This is a genomic window from Periweissella fabaria (assembly GCF_918814575.1).
GTDB classification, from domain to species: domain Bacteria; phylum Bacillota; class Bacilli; order Lactobacillales; family Lactobacillaceae; genus Periweissella; species Periweissella fabaria.
This window is the reverse complement of sequence record NZ_CAKKNS010000007.1, coordinates 1-13,198: the sequence shown is the minus strand read 5'-3', so window position 1 is coordinate 13,198 and position 13,198 is coordinate 1. Positions and strand designations below refer to the sequence as shown.

15 protein-coding genes, 1 tRNA gene and 1 rRNA gene are annotated in these 13,198 nt (G+C 38.0%); 2 read left to right on the top strand and 15 right to left on the bottom strand.

All coding sequences use genetic code 11. From position 1 onward, the window contains the following. The first annotated feature begins 17 nt into the window (after positions 1 to 17). Positions 18 to 704: a carbonic anhydrase family protein gene (locus LQZ75_RS07430; protein WP_230097196.1), complete on the top strand. Its 687-nt coding sequence runs from the start codon at positions 18 to 20 to the stop codon at positions 702 to 704. A 120-nt stretch (positions 705 to 824) separates the two neighbouring features. Here LQZ75_RS07430 and tsaD read toward each other — a convergent pair whose 3' ends face one another. The 13 genes from tsaD to LQZ75_RS07365 all read right to left on the bottom strand — a co-directional run bounded on the left by tsaD (position 825) and on the right by LQZ75_RS07365 (position 10,771). Further along, the gene (gene tsaD / locus LQZ75_RS07425) at positions 825 to 1,838 is read right to left on the bottom strand and encodes a tRNA (adenosine(37)-N6)-threonylcarbamoyltransferase complex transferase subunit TsaD (RefSeq protein WP_230097195.1); all 1,014 of its coding nucleotides are present in this window, start codon (positions 1,836 to 1,838) and stop codon (positions 825 to 827) included. Then, entirely contained in the window at positions 1,835 to 2,266 is a 432-nt protein-coding gene (rimI, locus tag LQZ75_RS07420) for a ribosomal protein S18-alanine N-acetyltransferase (RefSeq protein ID WP_230097194.1), read from the bottom strand. Before rimI (LQZ75_RS07420) ends, tsaD begins: the two co-directional genes overlap by 4 nt. Continuing rightward, a complete protein-coding gene (gene rimI / locus LQZ75_RS07415; RefSeq protein WP_230097193.1) occupies positions 2,267 to 2,866 on the bottom strand; it encodes a ribosomal protein S18-alanine N-acetyltransferase in 600 nt (199 codons plus the stop codon). Next, positions 2,847 to 3,560: a tRNA (adenosine(37)-N6)-threonylcarbamoyltransferase complex dimerization subunit type 1 TsaB gene (gene tsaB / locus LQZ75_RS07410; RefSeq protein ID WP_230097192.1), complete on the bottom strand. Its 714-nt coding sequence runs from the start codon at positions 3,558 to 3,560 to the stop codon at positions 2,847 to 2,849. The genes rimI (LQZ75_RS07415) and tsaB overlap by 20 nt, the downstream gene beginning before the upstream one ends. A gap of 196 nt (positions 3,561 to 3,756) precedes the next feature. Next, a complete protein-coding gene (locus tag LQZ75_RS07405; protein ID WP_230097191.1) occupies positions 3,757 to 4,503 on the bottom strand; it encodes an acyl-[acyl-carrier-protein] thioesterase in 747 nt (248 codons plus the stop codon). Then, positions 4,503 to 5,393: a 16S rRNA (cytidine(1402)-2'-O)-methyltransferase gene (rsmI, locus tag LQZ75_RS07400; protein ID WP_230097190.1), complete on the bottom strand. Its 891-nt coding sequence runs from the start codon at positions 5,391 to 5,393 to the stop codon at positions 4,503 to 4,505. Before rsmI ends, LQZ75_RS07405 begins: the two co-directional genes overlap by 1 nt. A 9-nt stretch (positions 5,394 to 5,402) precedes the next feature. After that, positions 5,403 to 5,729, bottom strand: a complete 327-nt coding sequence (locus LQZ75_RS07395; RefSeq protein WP_230097189.1) for a DNA replication initiation control protein YabA — start codon at positions 5,727 to 5,729, stop codon at positions 5,403 to 5,405. A 29-nt stretch (positions 5,730 to 5,758) separates the two neighbouring features. Next, complete coding sequence (gene holB / locus LQZ75_RS07390) at positions 5,759 to 6,766, bottom strand: DNA polymerase III subunit delta' (RefSeq protein WP_230097188.1); 1,008 nt, start codon at positions 6,764 to 6,766, stop codon at positions 5,759 to 5,761. A 16-nt stretch (positions 6,767 to 6,782) separates the two neighbouring features. Beyond that, a complete protein-coding gene (gene darA / locus LQZ75_RS07385) occupies positions 6,783 to 7,112 on the bottom strand; it encodes a cyclic di-AMP receptor DarA (protein ID WP_230097187.1) in 330 nt (109 codons plus the stop codon). Positions 7,113 to 7,154: 42 nt separating this feature from the next. Then, positions 7,155 to 7,796: a dTMP kinase gene (gene tmk / locus LQZ75_RS07380; protein ID WP_230097186.1), complete on the bottom strand. Its 642-nt coding sequence runs from the start codon at positions 7,794 to 7,796 to the stop codon at positions 7,155 to 7,157. Between the two features lie 168 nt (positions 7,797 to 7,964). Then, positions 7,965 to 9,587 carry a chaperonin GroEL gene (gene groL / locus LQZ75_RS07375; protein WP_230097185.1) on the bottom strand — a complete coding sequence of 541 codons (1,623 nt, stop codon included), beginning with the start codon at positions 9,585 to 9,587 and terminating at the stop codon, positions 7,965 to 7,967. 27 nt (positions 9,588 to 9,614) lie between these two features. Beyond that, positions 9,615 to 9,899 carry a co-chaperone GroES gene (gene groES, locus LQZ75_RS07370; protein ID WP_230097184.1) on the bottom strand — a complete coding sequence of 95 codons (285 nt, stop codon included), beginning with the start codon at positions 9,897 to 9,899 and terminating at the stop codon, positions 9,615 to 9,617. 227 nt (positions 9,900 to 10,126) lie between these two features. Next, entirely contained in the window at positions 10,127 to 10,771 is a 645-nt protein-coding gene (locus LQZ75_RS07365) for a redox-sensing transcriptional repressor Rex (protein ID WP_230097307.1), read from the bottom strand. Positions 10,772 to 10,938: 167 nt separating this feature from the next. Here LQZ75_RS07365 and LQZ75_RS07360 point away from each other — a divergent pair, with 167 nt between their 5' ends. Next, entirely contained in the window at positions 10,939 to 12,879 is a 1,941-nt protein-coding gene (locus LQZ75_RS07360) for an ABC-F family ATP-binding cassette domain-containing protein (RefSeq protein ID WP_230097183.1), read from the top strand. Positions 12,880 to 13,011: 132 nt separating this feature from the next. On the opposite strand, the gene LQZ75_RS07355 is transcribed toward LQZ75_RS07360, so the two are convergent. Together LQZ75_RS07355 and rrf are read right to left on the bottom strand one after the other, a co-directional pair. After that, a tRNA-Asn gene (locus tag LQZ75_RS07355) sits at positions 13,012 to 13,084 on the bottom strand. A 9-nt stretch (positions 13,085 to 13,093) separates the two neighbouring features. Continuing rightward, a 5S ribosomal RNA gene (rrf, locus tag LQZ75_RS07350) occupies positions 13,094 to 13,198 on the bottom strand; the annotation flags it as partial.

Below are 13,198 nucleotides of genomic sequence, written 5' to 3'. Positions count from 1 at the left end.
TTAAGAAGGAGTTTTACATGAGCAACCAAATTGAGACAGTTCCTTTCTGGGATTATTCAACAACCGCCGGACCAGAACAATGGGCATCAATCTGTCCAGAGTTTACAACCGCAGCCGCATATCAATACCAATCACCCATTGCCTTTGATACTGCTAATTGTTTATCCGGTAATAGCTTAACTGCATTAGAAATTAATTACCAAGCACAAGAATTTACTGTTGATACCTTCACACAAAGTATCCATTTAGTTCCAACTGATTTTACTAATTCACTTGTATTCAGTGGGCAAACGTATACTTTACAAGATATTCATGTCCATATGCCAAACGAACATGTAATTGATGGTGTTATGCAACCCCTTGAAATTCACTTTGTTCACCGTAACGCCGCTCAAGAACCACTAGTTATGGGCTTATTTGTTAAGGCAGGCACAAACGGACCAACATTACCAAATTTAAACTGGCATAAAGGAACCACGCTTACATTTAATCCCGCTGATTTTTTAGGTGCAACTAGCCATTATTTCAACTATTCTGGTTCACTTACTACACCACCTACTAATGGGCCTGTCACTTGGGTACTACTAAAAGATATTCAAATTGCCGCACCAACATGGTTAGATGCAATCCGCCAAGCACTACCTTGCGCCAACAACAACCGTCCCGCACAACCCCTCAACGGTCGGCATATTGATGCTTATTAATCGTCTTGGGAAAACGTTTAATCAAATTTAACCTGCGATTTCTTATTTTTTGGTAAACGTTTTACACATTGATAAAATAAAAAGATCGTCGAAGAAACATTCTTCGACGATCTTTTTTATTTAATCTTCATACTCAAATTCAAGTGATGGATCAGCATTCAGACTCCAATCACCACGCCGTCCTTGCCGGAAAAATATTTCACCAGCAGCTCCAATCATGGCCGCATTATCACCCGCTAATTTTAATGGTACAGGGACAAAATCGGTATCTGGAAATTCATTAAGCATCGCCGTCAATGCAGCTCGTAAACCTTGGTTTGCAGCCACACCACCACCGAGTAATAACTGTTTAACGGTGTATTGTTGCAAAGCAGTTTTTGTTTTATCAACCAATACATCGACAACAGCGGCTTGAAAACTCGTTGCTAAATCATTTTTATCAAGTACTTCATTACGTTGTTCTGCATTGTGATAAGTATTGATAAAAGCTGATTTTAAGCCAGAAAAACTAAAGTCATACGTTCCATCATTTTCCATTGCCCGTGGAAAATGGAAAGTATCTTGACCTAAATGGGCCATCTCATCAATCGTTTTCCCTGCTGGATAAGCAATACCCATTACACGGCCAACTTTATCATAAGATTCCCCAGCCGCATCATCACGCGTTTCACCAATTACTTTAAATTCACCTTCCGCTGGTAAATAAACTAGTTCCGTATGACCCCCACTCACTAATAATGCTAAGGCGGGATAAATAATTGGTTTCACAAATCGGGCTGCCATAATATGACCAGCCAAATGGCTTGTTGGTACAAGGGGTAAATTATGGGCCCAAGCAATCGTTTTCGCTGCTGTTAAGCCAATTAGTAATGATCCAACTAAACCTGGTCCATATGTCACCGCAACGGCATCTAAGTCTTCATAACTAACTTGCGCATCAGCTAAAGCTTTTTCAACTAAAATGGTAATTTGTTCAATATGGTGACGGCTAGCCACTTCAGGCACAATCCCGCCAAAACGCTGGTGCGATTTAATTTGTGTTGCGATTTCGTTACTTAAAATTTCTGTTCCATTTTTAACAACCGCAACACTTGTTTCATCTGCACTTGATTCAAATGCTAATATAATACTCACAATATTTTCTCCATAATTAAGGCATCATCAACCGGATGTTGATAATATGCTTGCCGTATCGCAATTTGTTGAAAGCCCAGTTTGCTATATAGTTTTTGTGCCGCTTTATTTTGGGCCCGTACTTCAAGTAGTACTCGAGTTTCACTATCAAATAAATTAAACCAGTGCTCCAATAACTGTTCTGCATAATGTTGGCGCTGAAAGGCTGGTAAAATTGCGACATTTGATATTGATAGCTCATCAATAATTAAGGTCCCCGCAACAAATCCAACTGCTTGATCATCAATCGTCAAAACTAAATAATTGGCATGCTCATTCGCCAAATCATGCTTAAATATCTCACTACTCCAAGGCGAACCATGATAGGCAGCATCCGCAATGGCAAATACTTCTGTTGCTCCAGCTGGTTGACGATATTGGCATTTCATCTATTTTTCTTCCTCATTAAATATCAACGCCATCTTCAATGCATCTTCATGATCACCAAAATAATACCCTGCTGATATTCCTTGTGATTCAAATCCTAACTCATGATATACTCGTTGAGCTTGCGTATTTGAAACACGAACTTCTAGTGAAACTTGCTGTGCATTAATTTGACGGGCTTTATCAATAATCACATTCAGTAAAAAGCTCCCAATCCCACGCCGTTGCCAAGCAGGTAACACAGCGACGTTTGTAATATGCATATCTTGTGTGGCCCGTGAATAACTCGAACCAATAAATGCCAATAGTTGATCATTTTTTCGAATGACTAAGTATAGTCGGTCGTGCTTTCGATGTAGTTCACTCGTAAAGGCTTGTTTATTCCAAGGTGTCGCACCGTCATATACTGCTCGTTCAATATCTAAAATTTCATCAATATCAGATACTTGAGCTCGGCCAACATAGTACTTGACCTCATTAATATTAACTTGATAGGCTTTCATCGCTAAGGCAGCTTGTTGCTGTTCATCCACACCGACAATACTATTAAATAACTGCTTAAATTTCTTATGTAATTGCTCTTTAGTTAACTTCTTCAACATAGTTTTGTCCTACTTCATCAGGATGTGCATCTTGCCAATCAGCTTCGGCTTGTGAGACACGTAAGTAATTAGGTACGAATGCATCTGGGAGTGCCACTGGCATTGCCGTAGCCCCTAATTGGGCTAATTTAGCACCATGGGGTTGATTTTCACCATCTTGACCAAAGCTAATACGAGCCCCAAAATTGGTGGTTAATTGTTCAACAAAATTAGTATATTCACCAACTACGCAAATTGGTGCTGTGGTAGTTGTTAAAAATGCGACCAATTCATTAATATTAGTATGTTGATCAGGCCAAATTACTTGTTGATTTTGGTAAACAGCCCCATATAAATTATCATTACGAGCGTCAAAAATAGGAACTACCAACGTTTGTGAATCTTCAACATTAGCCGCTAACGTTAATAAACTAGACACTCCCACCAATTCAATCCCAAGCGTTGTGGCCAATGTTTTAGCAGTTGTCACCCCAATACGAACACCAGTATATGAACCTGGTCCTTGTGCGACAACTACCCGTTCTAATTCAGTGGGTTGCCATTGAACTTCGGTCATCATTTCTGCAATAAATGGTAGTAATTGCAAACTGTGATTGCGACTTTGATTAGTTTCACGATAACTTAACACTTGGCCGTCAGCGTATAGCGCTACGGCCAAGGGCTGGTTAGATGTATCAATTGCCAGTATCTTCACTTCTTTTATCTCCTCTAGTGCCCATTCGATTTATCGTTTCAGTGTATATAATAGCACGATACTAGGTGACTTTAAATTGCTTTTAACTTAAAACCAAATTTATTCTTAAGTCAGCTAGCAATCATGGATTACTAATGTTTATTTATAAAAAAATACCTAAATCCATCGACTTACTGAATTTAGGTATCTTTTTAAGTTAATTATTAGCGCGCCATTTAAGTTCAGCTTGCGTGTTTAGTGTATCATCGGTTTTAATTTGATGCCAAGTTACTAATTGATCGTCACTAATTTGATAATGGCTTTCAACTTCTTGACCATACCGAACTTCAGTAGCATATTTGATATTTAAATTGACTAATTCATGGGTTTGTAAAAACTCGGCCCCTAATGGATCAATTAACCAGTCAAAATATTGCGCATTATTAACATGCTTATTAGAGTCAATATCCAAATAGCGGACGTGATATTCTTTTTTGACAGTTGGTTGGTTAATATCGATTGCTTGTGGTGCTGGAATTTTTTCAATATGTCGTACTTTGGTTGCTTCATAAGCATCCATCAGGCTTTGTGGAATACGAACCATTTTACGTTGTTCCATATCAATCATTGCAAAGACTGATTTAATAGCAACTAATTTATCACCAGCGGGGGTTTCAAGCCAAAAATTACGCACCGCAAAATACGGATTGTACTCTTGGGCTTGTGTCTTAATAATTACGACATCCCCAGCTTGTGGACGTTTTGTAATATGTAAATCATATTGTAAGACCACCCAACCGGTATTATTAGCATGCAGCTCTTCTTCACCTTGTCCAAGTGCTGCACCATGATTAGCTGATGCTAAAATTGCTAGATTGAAAATCATCGGAAGGGATAATTTTCCTGTTTGATCAGTTTCATAATAAACAATCGTATGTTCTTGCGTAAAAATATCACCACTCATCATTCTTCTCCATCACCATCAAGTTCATGATAAATATTATAAACTTGTTGTTTCTTCAAACCGCGATCCTTAGCAACTGCTTTAATCGCATCATTTGGTTTATTACCCTTACTGATTAAGTCATCTACGTAATCTTTAATTGATAAATCATCCGTTGCTTTAACTTCTGACGTCACTTCCGGATGATCGTTACCAGCTAAAATCATTACGAATTCACCACGAATCTCATTTTCTTGAGCCCATTGACTAACTTCAGCTAATGATCCTCGGATGAATTCTTCATATCGTTTTGTTAGCTCACGGGCGAGCACAACTTGGCGGTCAGGACCAATCACATTGACCATCGTTGCCAAGGTCTTTTTCAAGCGATATGGTGATTCATAGAAAAGCATCGTTTCTTCCCGATTAGCTAACGCGGCTAAGGTAATTTTTTGTTCTGTCGCCTTACGTCCTAAGAAACCATAAAAATAAAATGGTTGGGGTACTAATCCTGATGCAATTAGCGCTGTTAAGCCAGCATTAGCGCCGGGTAAAGGAATAACTGGGATACCAACTTTTACTGCCGCTTCAACTAGTTCAGCACCGGGATCAGAAATCGAGGGCATACCAGCATCACTAACTTGGGCAATTTTGTCACCAGCTAACATTTTATCAATTAATTCAGGTATCCGCATTTGGGTATTATGTTCATGAAATGAAATTTGGCGTGTCTGAATTTCAAAATGATTTAATAATTGTTGCGTATGCCGTGTATCTTCTGCGGCAATTAAATCAACATCATTTAAAATATTGATGGCACGAAAGGTCATATCTTCCAAATTACCAATCGGTGTTGGTACCAAATATAATGCGCCAGTTGTTTGGTTAGCAAAACTTGCTTGAGTCTGCATAATGTCTCCTTATGAGTTACTACCATAAATAATGTCCAAACACTCCAGACATGATTCACCATCATCAAGTCGACGACCATATGAAGCATTACAAATGTGAAAACCAGATTCATATAATTTGCGTAAATTTTCACGTGATCGTGATAAACGTGGCTGCATCTTAGCGCTTTGTTTTGTCATTATTTGGTTGCGTAAATGTTCATTTTCAATCGTTAGTTCCGCATTTTCTTCAATTAACGTACTAATTAGTTGTTTCATTTCTGTAGTTTCCGTAATTACGCTTTGTAATTCCGTAATTACGTCCGAGAATTTATCATAAATTTGGTTTTTTTCCATTGCTCGAATTCTCCAATTAATTAACTAATTCATGTATGTAAATTAGTTAAAATTTTTAAGGTAATCGCTTCTAAACTATTTTGAATATTAACATTCATTTGTTGATCTTGCCGAGCTTGTAAAACAATATCTACAAAATTAATGCGTTTATCTAAGGCAATGTTCAATCCTAAATTTGTTAGCGGTTGACGCTTATCTTCAAAGATTAATTGCCGGTTATCTTCAATCAAGAGTAAATCACGGAAGATAAACATTAAACTATCTAAGATATGAGTAGCCGTAAACGGTAGTCCATTGTCTTGCATTAACGGTATAAAACCTGTTTGCACCATCGCAAAAGCTGCACCATCACTTTGTAAGAGTACATTAAACCATCGCCAAACTAAATTATTTAATTTAGTCACTGACCCATTTGCTAACCACATCGTTGCCTCGTTTACATTACCACTCAAGCGTAACGCAAGTCGAATTTCAGTTAAAGGATACTCTACCCGCAATTGTTCTTCCGCACTGATAAAACTTGGTAACTCAAATTCAACCACTTGTGTTCGTGAAATAATGGTTGGTAACAGTAAGCTTCGATTTTCCGTCAATAAAATAATAACGGCATTACCCATTGGTTCTTCAATAAATTTAAGTAAACTATTTTGCGCACTCACCGTCATTGTATCGGCTCGATGAATAATGAGCACTTTATGATTTCCTTCAACCGCACTTTTAGTAAATTCTTGCTTAAGCAAGCGAATTTCATCAACTTTAATCGTTGCTTTTTCAGATTTTAGGTTAATAACATCTGGATGTTCACCAGCAATAATTCGTTGACAGTTACGACAATTATTGCATGGCTGGTCACCGTTTAATTCCTGACAAAAAAGGCGCATAGCAAGCCATTGTGCCATGACTTCCTGACCTGCACCTTTTGGACCATTAAACAGGTACGCATGGGCGAGCTGTTGTTTTAGAATGGTTTTATTGAAATGCGCCATCATTGATTGATGATCTAGCATTGTTTGTTGGACATCTATATTTTGGACCACAATCTACTCCAATAAATTAAAAGTGATAAAATCCTTCAATTGGAAGGACAAATACCGTTGCTCCACCAACTTCAACTTCGATTGGAAATGATGAACCTGAGTCAATAATTGAATCCATACTCAATGGTGGTGTCATAAATTGTTTACGTGCACGTGAATACGTTTTAACAATTTCAATTACTTCCTCAACCCGTTCATCTTCAACACCTATCATAAAGGTTGTATTCCCTGAGCGTAAAAAACTACCTGCTGAATTAAGCCGCGTAGCTTGTACTCGTGCTTTGGCTAACTCACTACTAACCTTATTACTGTCCTTATCTTGGACAATTGCCATAACCATCTTCATTGTCTAACCCTACTTTCTGAAATATAAATAAATTACTTAATTTTATAAATCTAACACTGGATAACGTTGAGTAATTACCTTAATTGCATCAGCAACAACGGCTTCAAATGGTTGCGTTGCATCAATTAAGACAATTCGTTCTGGATAAGTCGCTTGTAAATTTAAATACGCATTGCGTACTCGTCGGTGAAAACTTAACGATGCTTGATCCAAACGGTTAATTTCATCGGCCCGAAAATTTTTAATACGTGCTAAACCGACCTCGGATGGCACATCAAAATACAGTGTTAAATTAGGCATTAGCCCTTCTGTGGCAAATTTATTCATTTCCCACACTTCTGCAGCCCCAATTTCTCGACCAGCCCCTTGATAAGCAACGGAACTATCTACAAATCGATCACAAAAAACAAATTTATCAGCAGCCAAGGCCGGTTTAATAATTTCTGTTAGATGTTGGCGTCGTGCTGCCGCAAATAATAGTGCTTCAGTCCGTGCATCCATCGACGTATTTTTTGTATCCAAAATCACATTACGAATTGCCTCGGCAATATGTGTGCCGCCTGGTTCCCGAGTAACAACTAGCTCTGGCCCCAATTTATTTGAAATTTTTTCTATTATTTCATTTAATACGCTTGTTTTCCCGGCACCATCTGGACCTTCGAATGTTATAAATATACCCGCCAATGACTTCACTTCCTGTTCAACTATTAATAGATTAATTTTACTTGAAATTAGTTAGCTTGTCTATTGCAATACCAGTTGGAATTATTCACAAACACTTATTGTAGTAAGTAAAAAATGCCGTGCAAAATATTTTCACACGACATTTTTTTATATTCTAAATTAGCTTAATTACATCATTCCGCCCATAGCGGCAGCTTGTGCAGCTGCATCTACACCAGCTGGTTTAGGTTGTTCAGCAACCACTGCTTCAGTTGTTAATAATAATGCTGAAACTGAGGCTGCATTTTGTAATGCAGAGCGTGTAACCTTAGTTGGATCAACAATACCGGCCTTAACCATGTCTACCCATGTGTCATCAGCCGCATTGTACCCAATACCAACTTCTTGTTCTTTCAACTTGTTGACAATTACTGAACCTTCAAGTCCAGCATTGATTGCAATTTGGCGAACAGGTGCTTCTAGAGCTCGTTTAACGATATTGATACCAGTCTGAACGTCACCAGCTTCTTCAAGCGCTGCAACGGCTGGAATCGCATTTACAAGGGCCGTACCACCCCCTGAAACAAATCCTTCTTCAACGGCTGCTCGTGTCGCATTCAAAGCATCTTCAATGCGGTATTTACGTTCTTTTAGTTCTGTTTCAGTAGCAGCCCCAACATTAATTACGGCAACTCCTCCACTTAACTTAGCAAGACGTTCTTGTAATTTATCGCGGTCAAATTCAGAAGTAGTTTCTGCAATTTGGCGTTTAATGTTTTCAACACGTTCAGCAATCGCCGCTTTTTCACCGTGGCCTTCAACAACTGTTGTGCTATCTTTAGTAACAGTAATCTTGGCTGCTTGCCCTAATTGCGCAATTGTTGTGTCTTTAAGATTTAAACCAAGGTCTTCAGCAATCACTTGACCACCTGTTAACGTTGCAATATCTTCAAGCATTGCTTTACGACGATCACCAAAGCCAGGTGCCTTAACAGCAACAACATTAAATGTTCCGCGCATCTTGTTTAACACAAGTGTTGGTAACGCTTCACCTGTAATATCATCAGCAATGATTAACAATGAGCGACCTTGTTCAACAATTGCTTGTAACAAAGGTAAAATGTCTTGGATGTTACCAATTTTTTTATCCGTAATTAAAATAAATGGATTGTCCAAAGCAGCTTCCATCTTGTCATTGTCAGTTACCATGTATTGTGACATGTAACCACGATCAAATTGCATTCCTTCAACAACGTCAAGTGAGGTATCGATTCCCTTTGATTCTTCAATGGTGATCACACCGTCATTGCCCACTTTTTCCATGGCATCAGCAATCAATTCACCAATTTCAGGATTGGCAGCTGAAATTGAGGCAACTTGGGCAATATCAGCCTTAGTTGTTACTTCATGTGACATCTTGTGAAGTTCCGCAACGGCAGCTTTTGTTGCCAATTCAATTCCGCGACGAATACCAACTGGGTTAGCACCAGCTGTAACGTTTTTAAGGCCTTCATTCACAATTGCTTGCGTTAATACTGTTGCCGTTGTTGTTCCATCACCAGCAATATCGTTAGTCTTAGATGCAACTTCGGCAACTAACTTTGCTCCCATGTTTTCAAAGTGGTCTTCAAGTTCGATTGCTTTGGCAATAGTGACACCATCATTAGTAATTGTCGGTGCACCATATGATTCTTCTAACACAACATTACGACCCTTAGGTCCAATTGTTGTCTTAACTGTATTTGCTAATTTATCAACCCCACGAAGCATTGCGCTACGGGCGTCTTCTGAAAATTTTAAATCTTTGGCCATTATTTTTACCTCGTCTACTTTGGTTAATTAATCGACAATTGCGATAATATCTTTTTCGTGAACAACTAAGTATTCATTGCCTTCGTACTTAACTTCGCTCCCAGCGAACTTATCAAAGATAACAGTATCACCTGTGTTAACTGCGAGGTGGGTAATTGTTCCATCTTGCAACAAGTAACCTGTCCCAACTGCAATCACTTTTGCAGTCATAGGCTTTTCTTCAGTAGCACCTGCAATTACAATGCCACCAATACTTTTTTCTTGTTCTTTTTCAACTTGTAAAATAACGCGATCTCCAAGTGGTTTTAACACGTTACACACCTCCAAAATGACTTTTCTTTTTATTTAGCACTCTGGTTATCAAAGTGCTAATCACAATATCTATACTATCACGATGCCCCCAGAATGCAACACTTAAAGGTCAAATAAAGTCAAAATAATTATGGTTGCAACAAAAAAAGCGAAAGAAAAAAATTCTTTCACTTTCCACGTACCCATTAGGCTACTATATGTATCATTTGTCATTCTTAGGTGTAAACCTATTTAATTTCATTATCGGTATAATTTTCAATGAAGTAAATTAATGTCTGTAATTCATTAGTTAGGTCAACATTTTGAACTCGTACATTACTTGGTACCGTTACCCGTAATGGTGTAAAGTTCAAAATACCTTTAATACCAGCTTCAACAAGCTTGTCGGTAATTTCTTGCGCATTTGCTTGTGGAACTGTTAAAATAGCAATTTCAATGCGTTGATCATGAATTTGATTAACCAAGTCGGCGATATCATAGACTGGTACGCCCGCTTGAATCGTATTAATTAACGTACTATCAATATCAAACACAGCCGAAACACGCATATTTGAATTCTTGTGAAAATTAAAATTCAATAATGCTTGACCAAGATTACCTAACCCAACTAATGCTACATTAGTAAGCGTATCTTGATTCAAAATTTTAGAAAAGAAATCTAGTAAACTGGCAACATCATATCCATATCCACGCTTACCTAAGGCTCCAAAATAAGAAAAGTCTCGGCGAATTGTTGCAGCATCAAACTTAACAGCGTCAGATAATTCAGTTGATGAAACCCGGGTTTTACCAGCATCAAGCAAAAATTTAAGGTAACGGTAATAGATTGGTAAACGTTTTGCCGTTGCTTTAGGGATTATTGGGTCATTCATCATACATTCCTCCACATCACAAACTTTTAGATATTGTGAATTTAAACTCATACTAGATGATAGCACAAATATTCATTTTGTGAAACAAAAAGCAAATTTGATTTCACAAACTTTTACTAAAACGTATGGTAAAATTTAAGTAATAGATAATAATTCGAGGTAAAAAAATGATTTTGTTGCAAGCTCAACAGATTGAGCGCCGCTTTGGTGCTGAAGTTCTGTTTACTAATGTACAACTGGAAATCCAAGAACATGCACGCGTCGCCTTAGTTGGCCGTAATGGTGCTGGTAAATCAACGTTACTCAAAATTTTAGCTAATCTTGAGGCACCTGATGAAGGAACAGTTACAACTAAAAAAGAATTAACTTTAAGTTATCTTGCCCAAAATTCTGGACTGGATTCTAATAAGACGCTTTGGGAAGAAATGCTAAGCGTTTTTGAAAATGTTCGACGCATCGAGGCCCAAATGCACACTCTTGAAGCCCAAATTGCTGATCCTAGTGCATTTTCAGAGGACGAATATAATCAACTACTAACGCGTTATGATCAACTACAACATGATTTTAGTATGCTAAATGGTTATGGTTATGAAGCAAGTATCCGGAGTGTTTTACATGGGTTTAATTTTGCACCAGAACGCTTTGATAGCCCGATTAGCTCATTAAGTGGAGGACAACGTACTCGCTTAGCTTTAGCCAAGGCGTTGCTTGAAAAACCGGACTTATTAATTTTAGATGAACCAACTAACCACTTAGATATGAATACATTGGCATGGTTAGAAACATATTTACAAAACTATACTGGTGCCCTTTTACTCGTATCTCATGATCGCTACTTTCTTGACCGGGTTGTTAATGAAGTATACGATATGAATTTTGGTCACCTTGATCATTATCATGGTAATTACTCAAAATTTCTAGAAATCAAAGCTGAACGCTTAAAAACAGAAATGCGAGCCTATACTAAGCAACAAAAGGAAATTGAAAAACTTGAAGATTTTGTAAATCGTAATATCGTCCGTGCCTCGACGACTAAACGAGCACAATCACGCCGTAAACAACTTGAGCGGATGGAAAAGATTAATAAGCCGCTTAATGATACTACGCGAGCTCAGATGCAGTTTTCAACTGACCTTGAAAGTGGTAACGAAGTTTTACGTGTTCGTGACGCAAGTATTGGTTATGACGCAAGCAAAGTTCTTGCTGAACCCGTTAATTTAGATGTCGATAAAAACCATGCCGTCGCCATCGTAGGACCTAACGGGGTTGGTAAGTCAACGCTACTCAAAAGTATTCTTGACATTATCCCTTTTCTTGCTGGGACTGCTAAAATTGGTGCCAATGTTTCAATTGGTTACTACGATCAAGAACAACAAACATTACATGAAAACAAAACCGTTTTGGCTGAATTATGGGATGAGCATCCTATGACATCAGAAAAGGATATTCGTTCAATGCTAGGAAGTTTCCTATTTAGTGGTAGTGATATTGATAAAAAAATTACTAGCCTTTCTGGTGGTGAACGTGCACGGGTTATGCTTACTAAATTATCAATGGACCATGATAATTTCTTAATTCTTGATGAACCAACTAATCACTTAGATATTGATTCACGTGAAGTTCTTGAAAGTGCTATTAACGAATTTAATGGTACGGTTTTATTTGTTTCCCATGACCGCTACTTTATTAACCAAGTCGCTACTGAAATCATTGAAATCACTCCTAATGGTTCAACTATGTATATGGGTGATTATGACTATTACATGGAAAAGAAAGACCAACAATTACCGACTGAAAGTAATGACGGCCAAATTGATACTAATCTAACCACTGAAACTGCTTCACAACAAACCTATCACCAATCAAAAGAACAGCAACGTGAAATTAGAAAGTTACAACGCCAAGTTGATGAAGTTGAAACTAAAATGCACATTCTAGAAAATCGCCAAGCTGAAATTGAAACATTAATGAATAATCCTGAATACAGTAATGATATTGCTAAACTAACTGATTGGCAAAAAGAACTCGATTCAATTAATGTAGAATTGGAAACCTTAGTTGAAGACTGGGAAATTAAAAGTATGTCATTAGAAGAAGCTAACTCTTAATCTAAAAATTATTTTCGTAATAGTAGCAAAAGGGCGCTGGATGTTATATCACATCCAGCGCCCTTTTGTATTATTTTAATAATATCTATTTTAGATACAAAAAAAGACTTACAATACTGTAAGTCTTAAGTACTCCGGCAGGCGGGCTCGAACCGTCGACAACCTGATTAACAGTCAGGTGCTCTACCAACTGAGCTATGCCGGAATAATATAAGCATGGCGACGTCCTATCCTCGCAGGGAGCGATCCCCCAACTACTTTCGGCGCTACAGAGCTTAACTTCTGTGTTCGGCATGGGAACAGGTGTATCATCTGCGCC

Excerpts from the sequence above, each read along its gene's own strand:
- rsmI (WP_230097190.1), bottom strand. The coding sequence starts at position 5,393 with ATGCAGACTCAAGCAAGTTTTGCTAACCAAACAACTGGCGCATTATAT.
- LQZ75_RS07360 (WP_230097183.1), top strand. The coding sequence starts at position 10,939 with ATGATTTTGTTGCAAGCTCAACAGATTGAGCGCCGCTTTGGTGCTGAA.
- darA (WP_230097187.1), bottom strand. The coding sequence starts at position 7,112 with ATGAAGATGGTTATGGCAATTGTCCAAGATAAGGACAGTAATAAGGTT.
- LQZ75_RS07365 (WP_230097307.1), bottom strand. The coding sequence starts at position 10,771 with ATGAATGACCCAATAATCCCTAAAGCAACGGCAAAACGTTTACCAATC.
- LQZ75_RS07395 (WP_230097189.1), bottom strand. The coding sequence starts at position 5,729 with ATGGAAAAAAACCAAATTTATGATAAATTCTCGGACGTAATTACGGAA.
- rimI (WP_230097194.1), bottom strand. The coding sequence starts at position 2,266 with ATGAAATGCCAATATCGTCAACCAGCTGGAGCAACAGAAGTATTTGCC.
- rimI (WP_230097193.1), bottom strand. The coding sequence starts at position 2,866 with ATGTTGAAGAAGTTAACTAAAGAGCAATTACATAAGAAATTTAAGCAG.
- LQZ75_RS07405 (WP_230097191.1), bottom strand. The coding sequence starts at position 4,503 with ATGAGTGGTGATATTTTTACGCAAGAACATACGATTGTTTATTATGAA.
- LQZ75_RS07430 (WP_230097196.1), top strand. The coding sequence starts at position 18 with ATGAGCAACCAAATTGAGACAGTTCCTTTCTGGGATTATTCAACAACC.
- groL (WP_230097185.1), bottom strand. The coding sequence starts at position 9,587 with ATGGCCAAAGATTTAAAATTTTCAGAAGACGCCCGTAGCGCAATGCTT.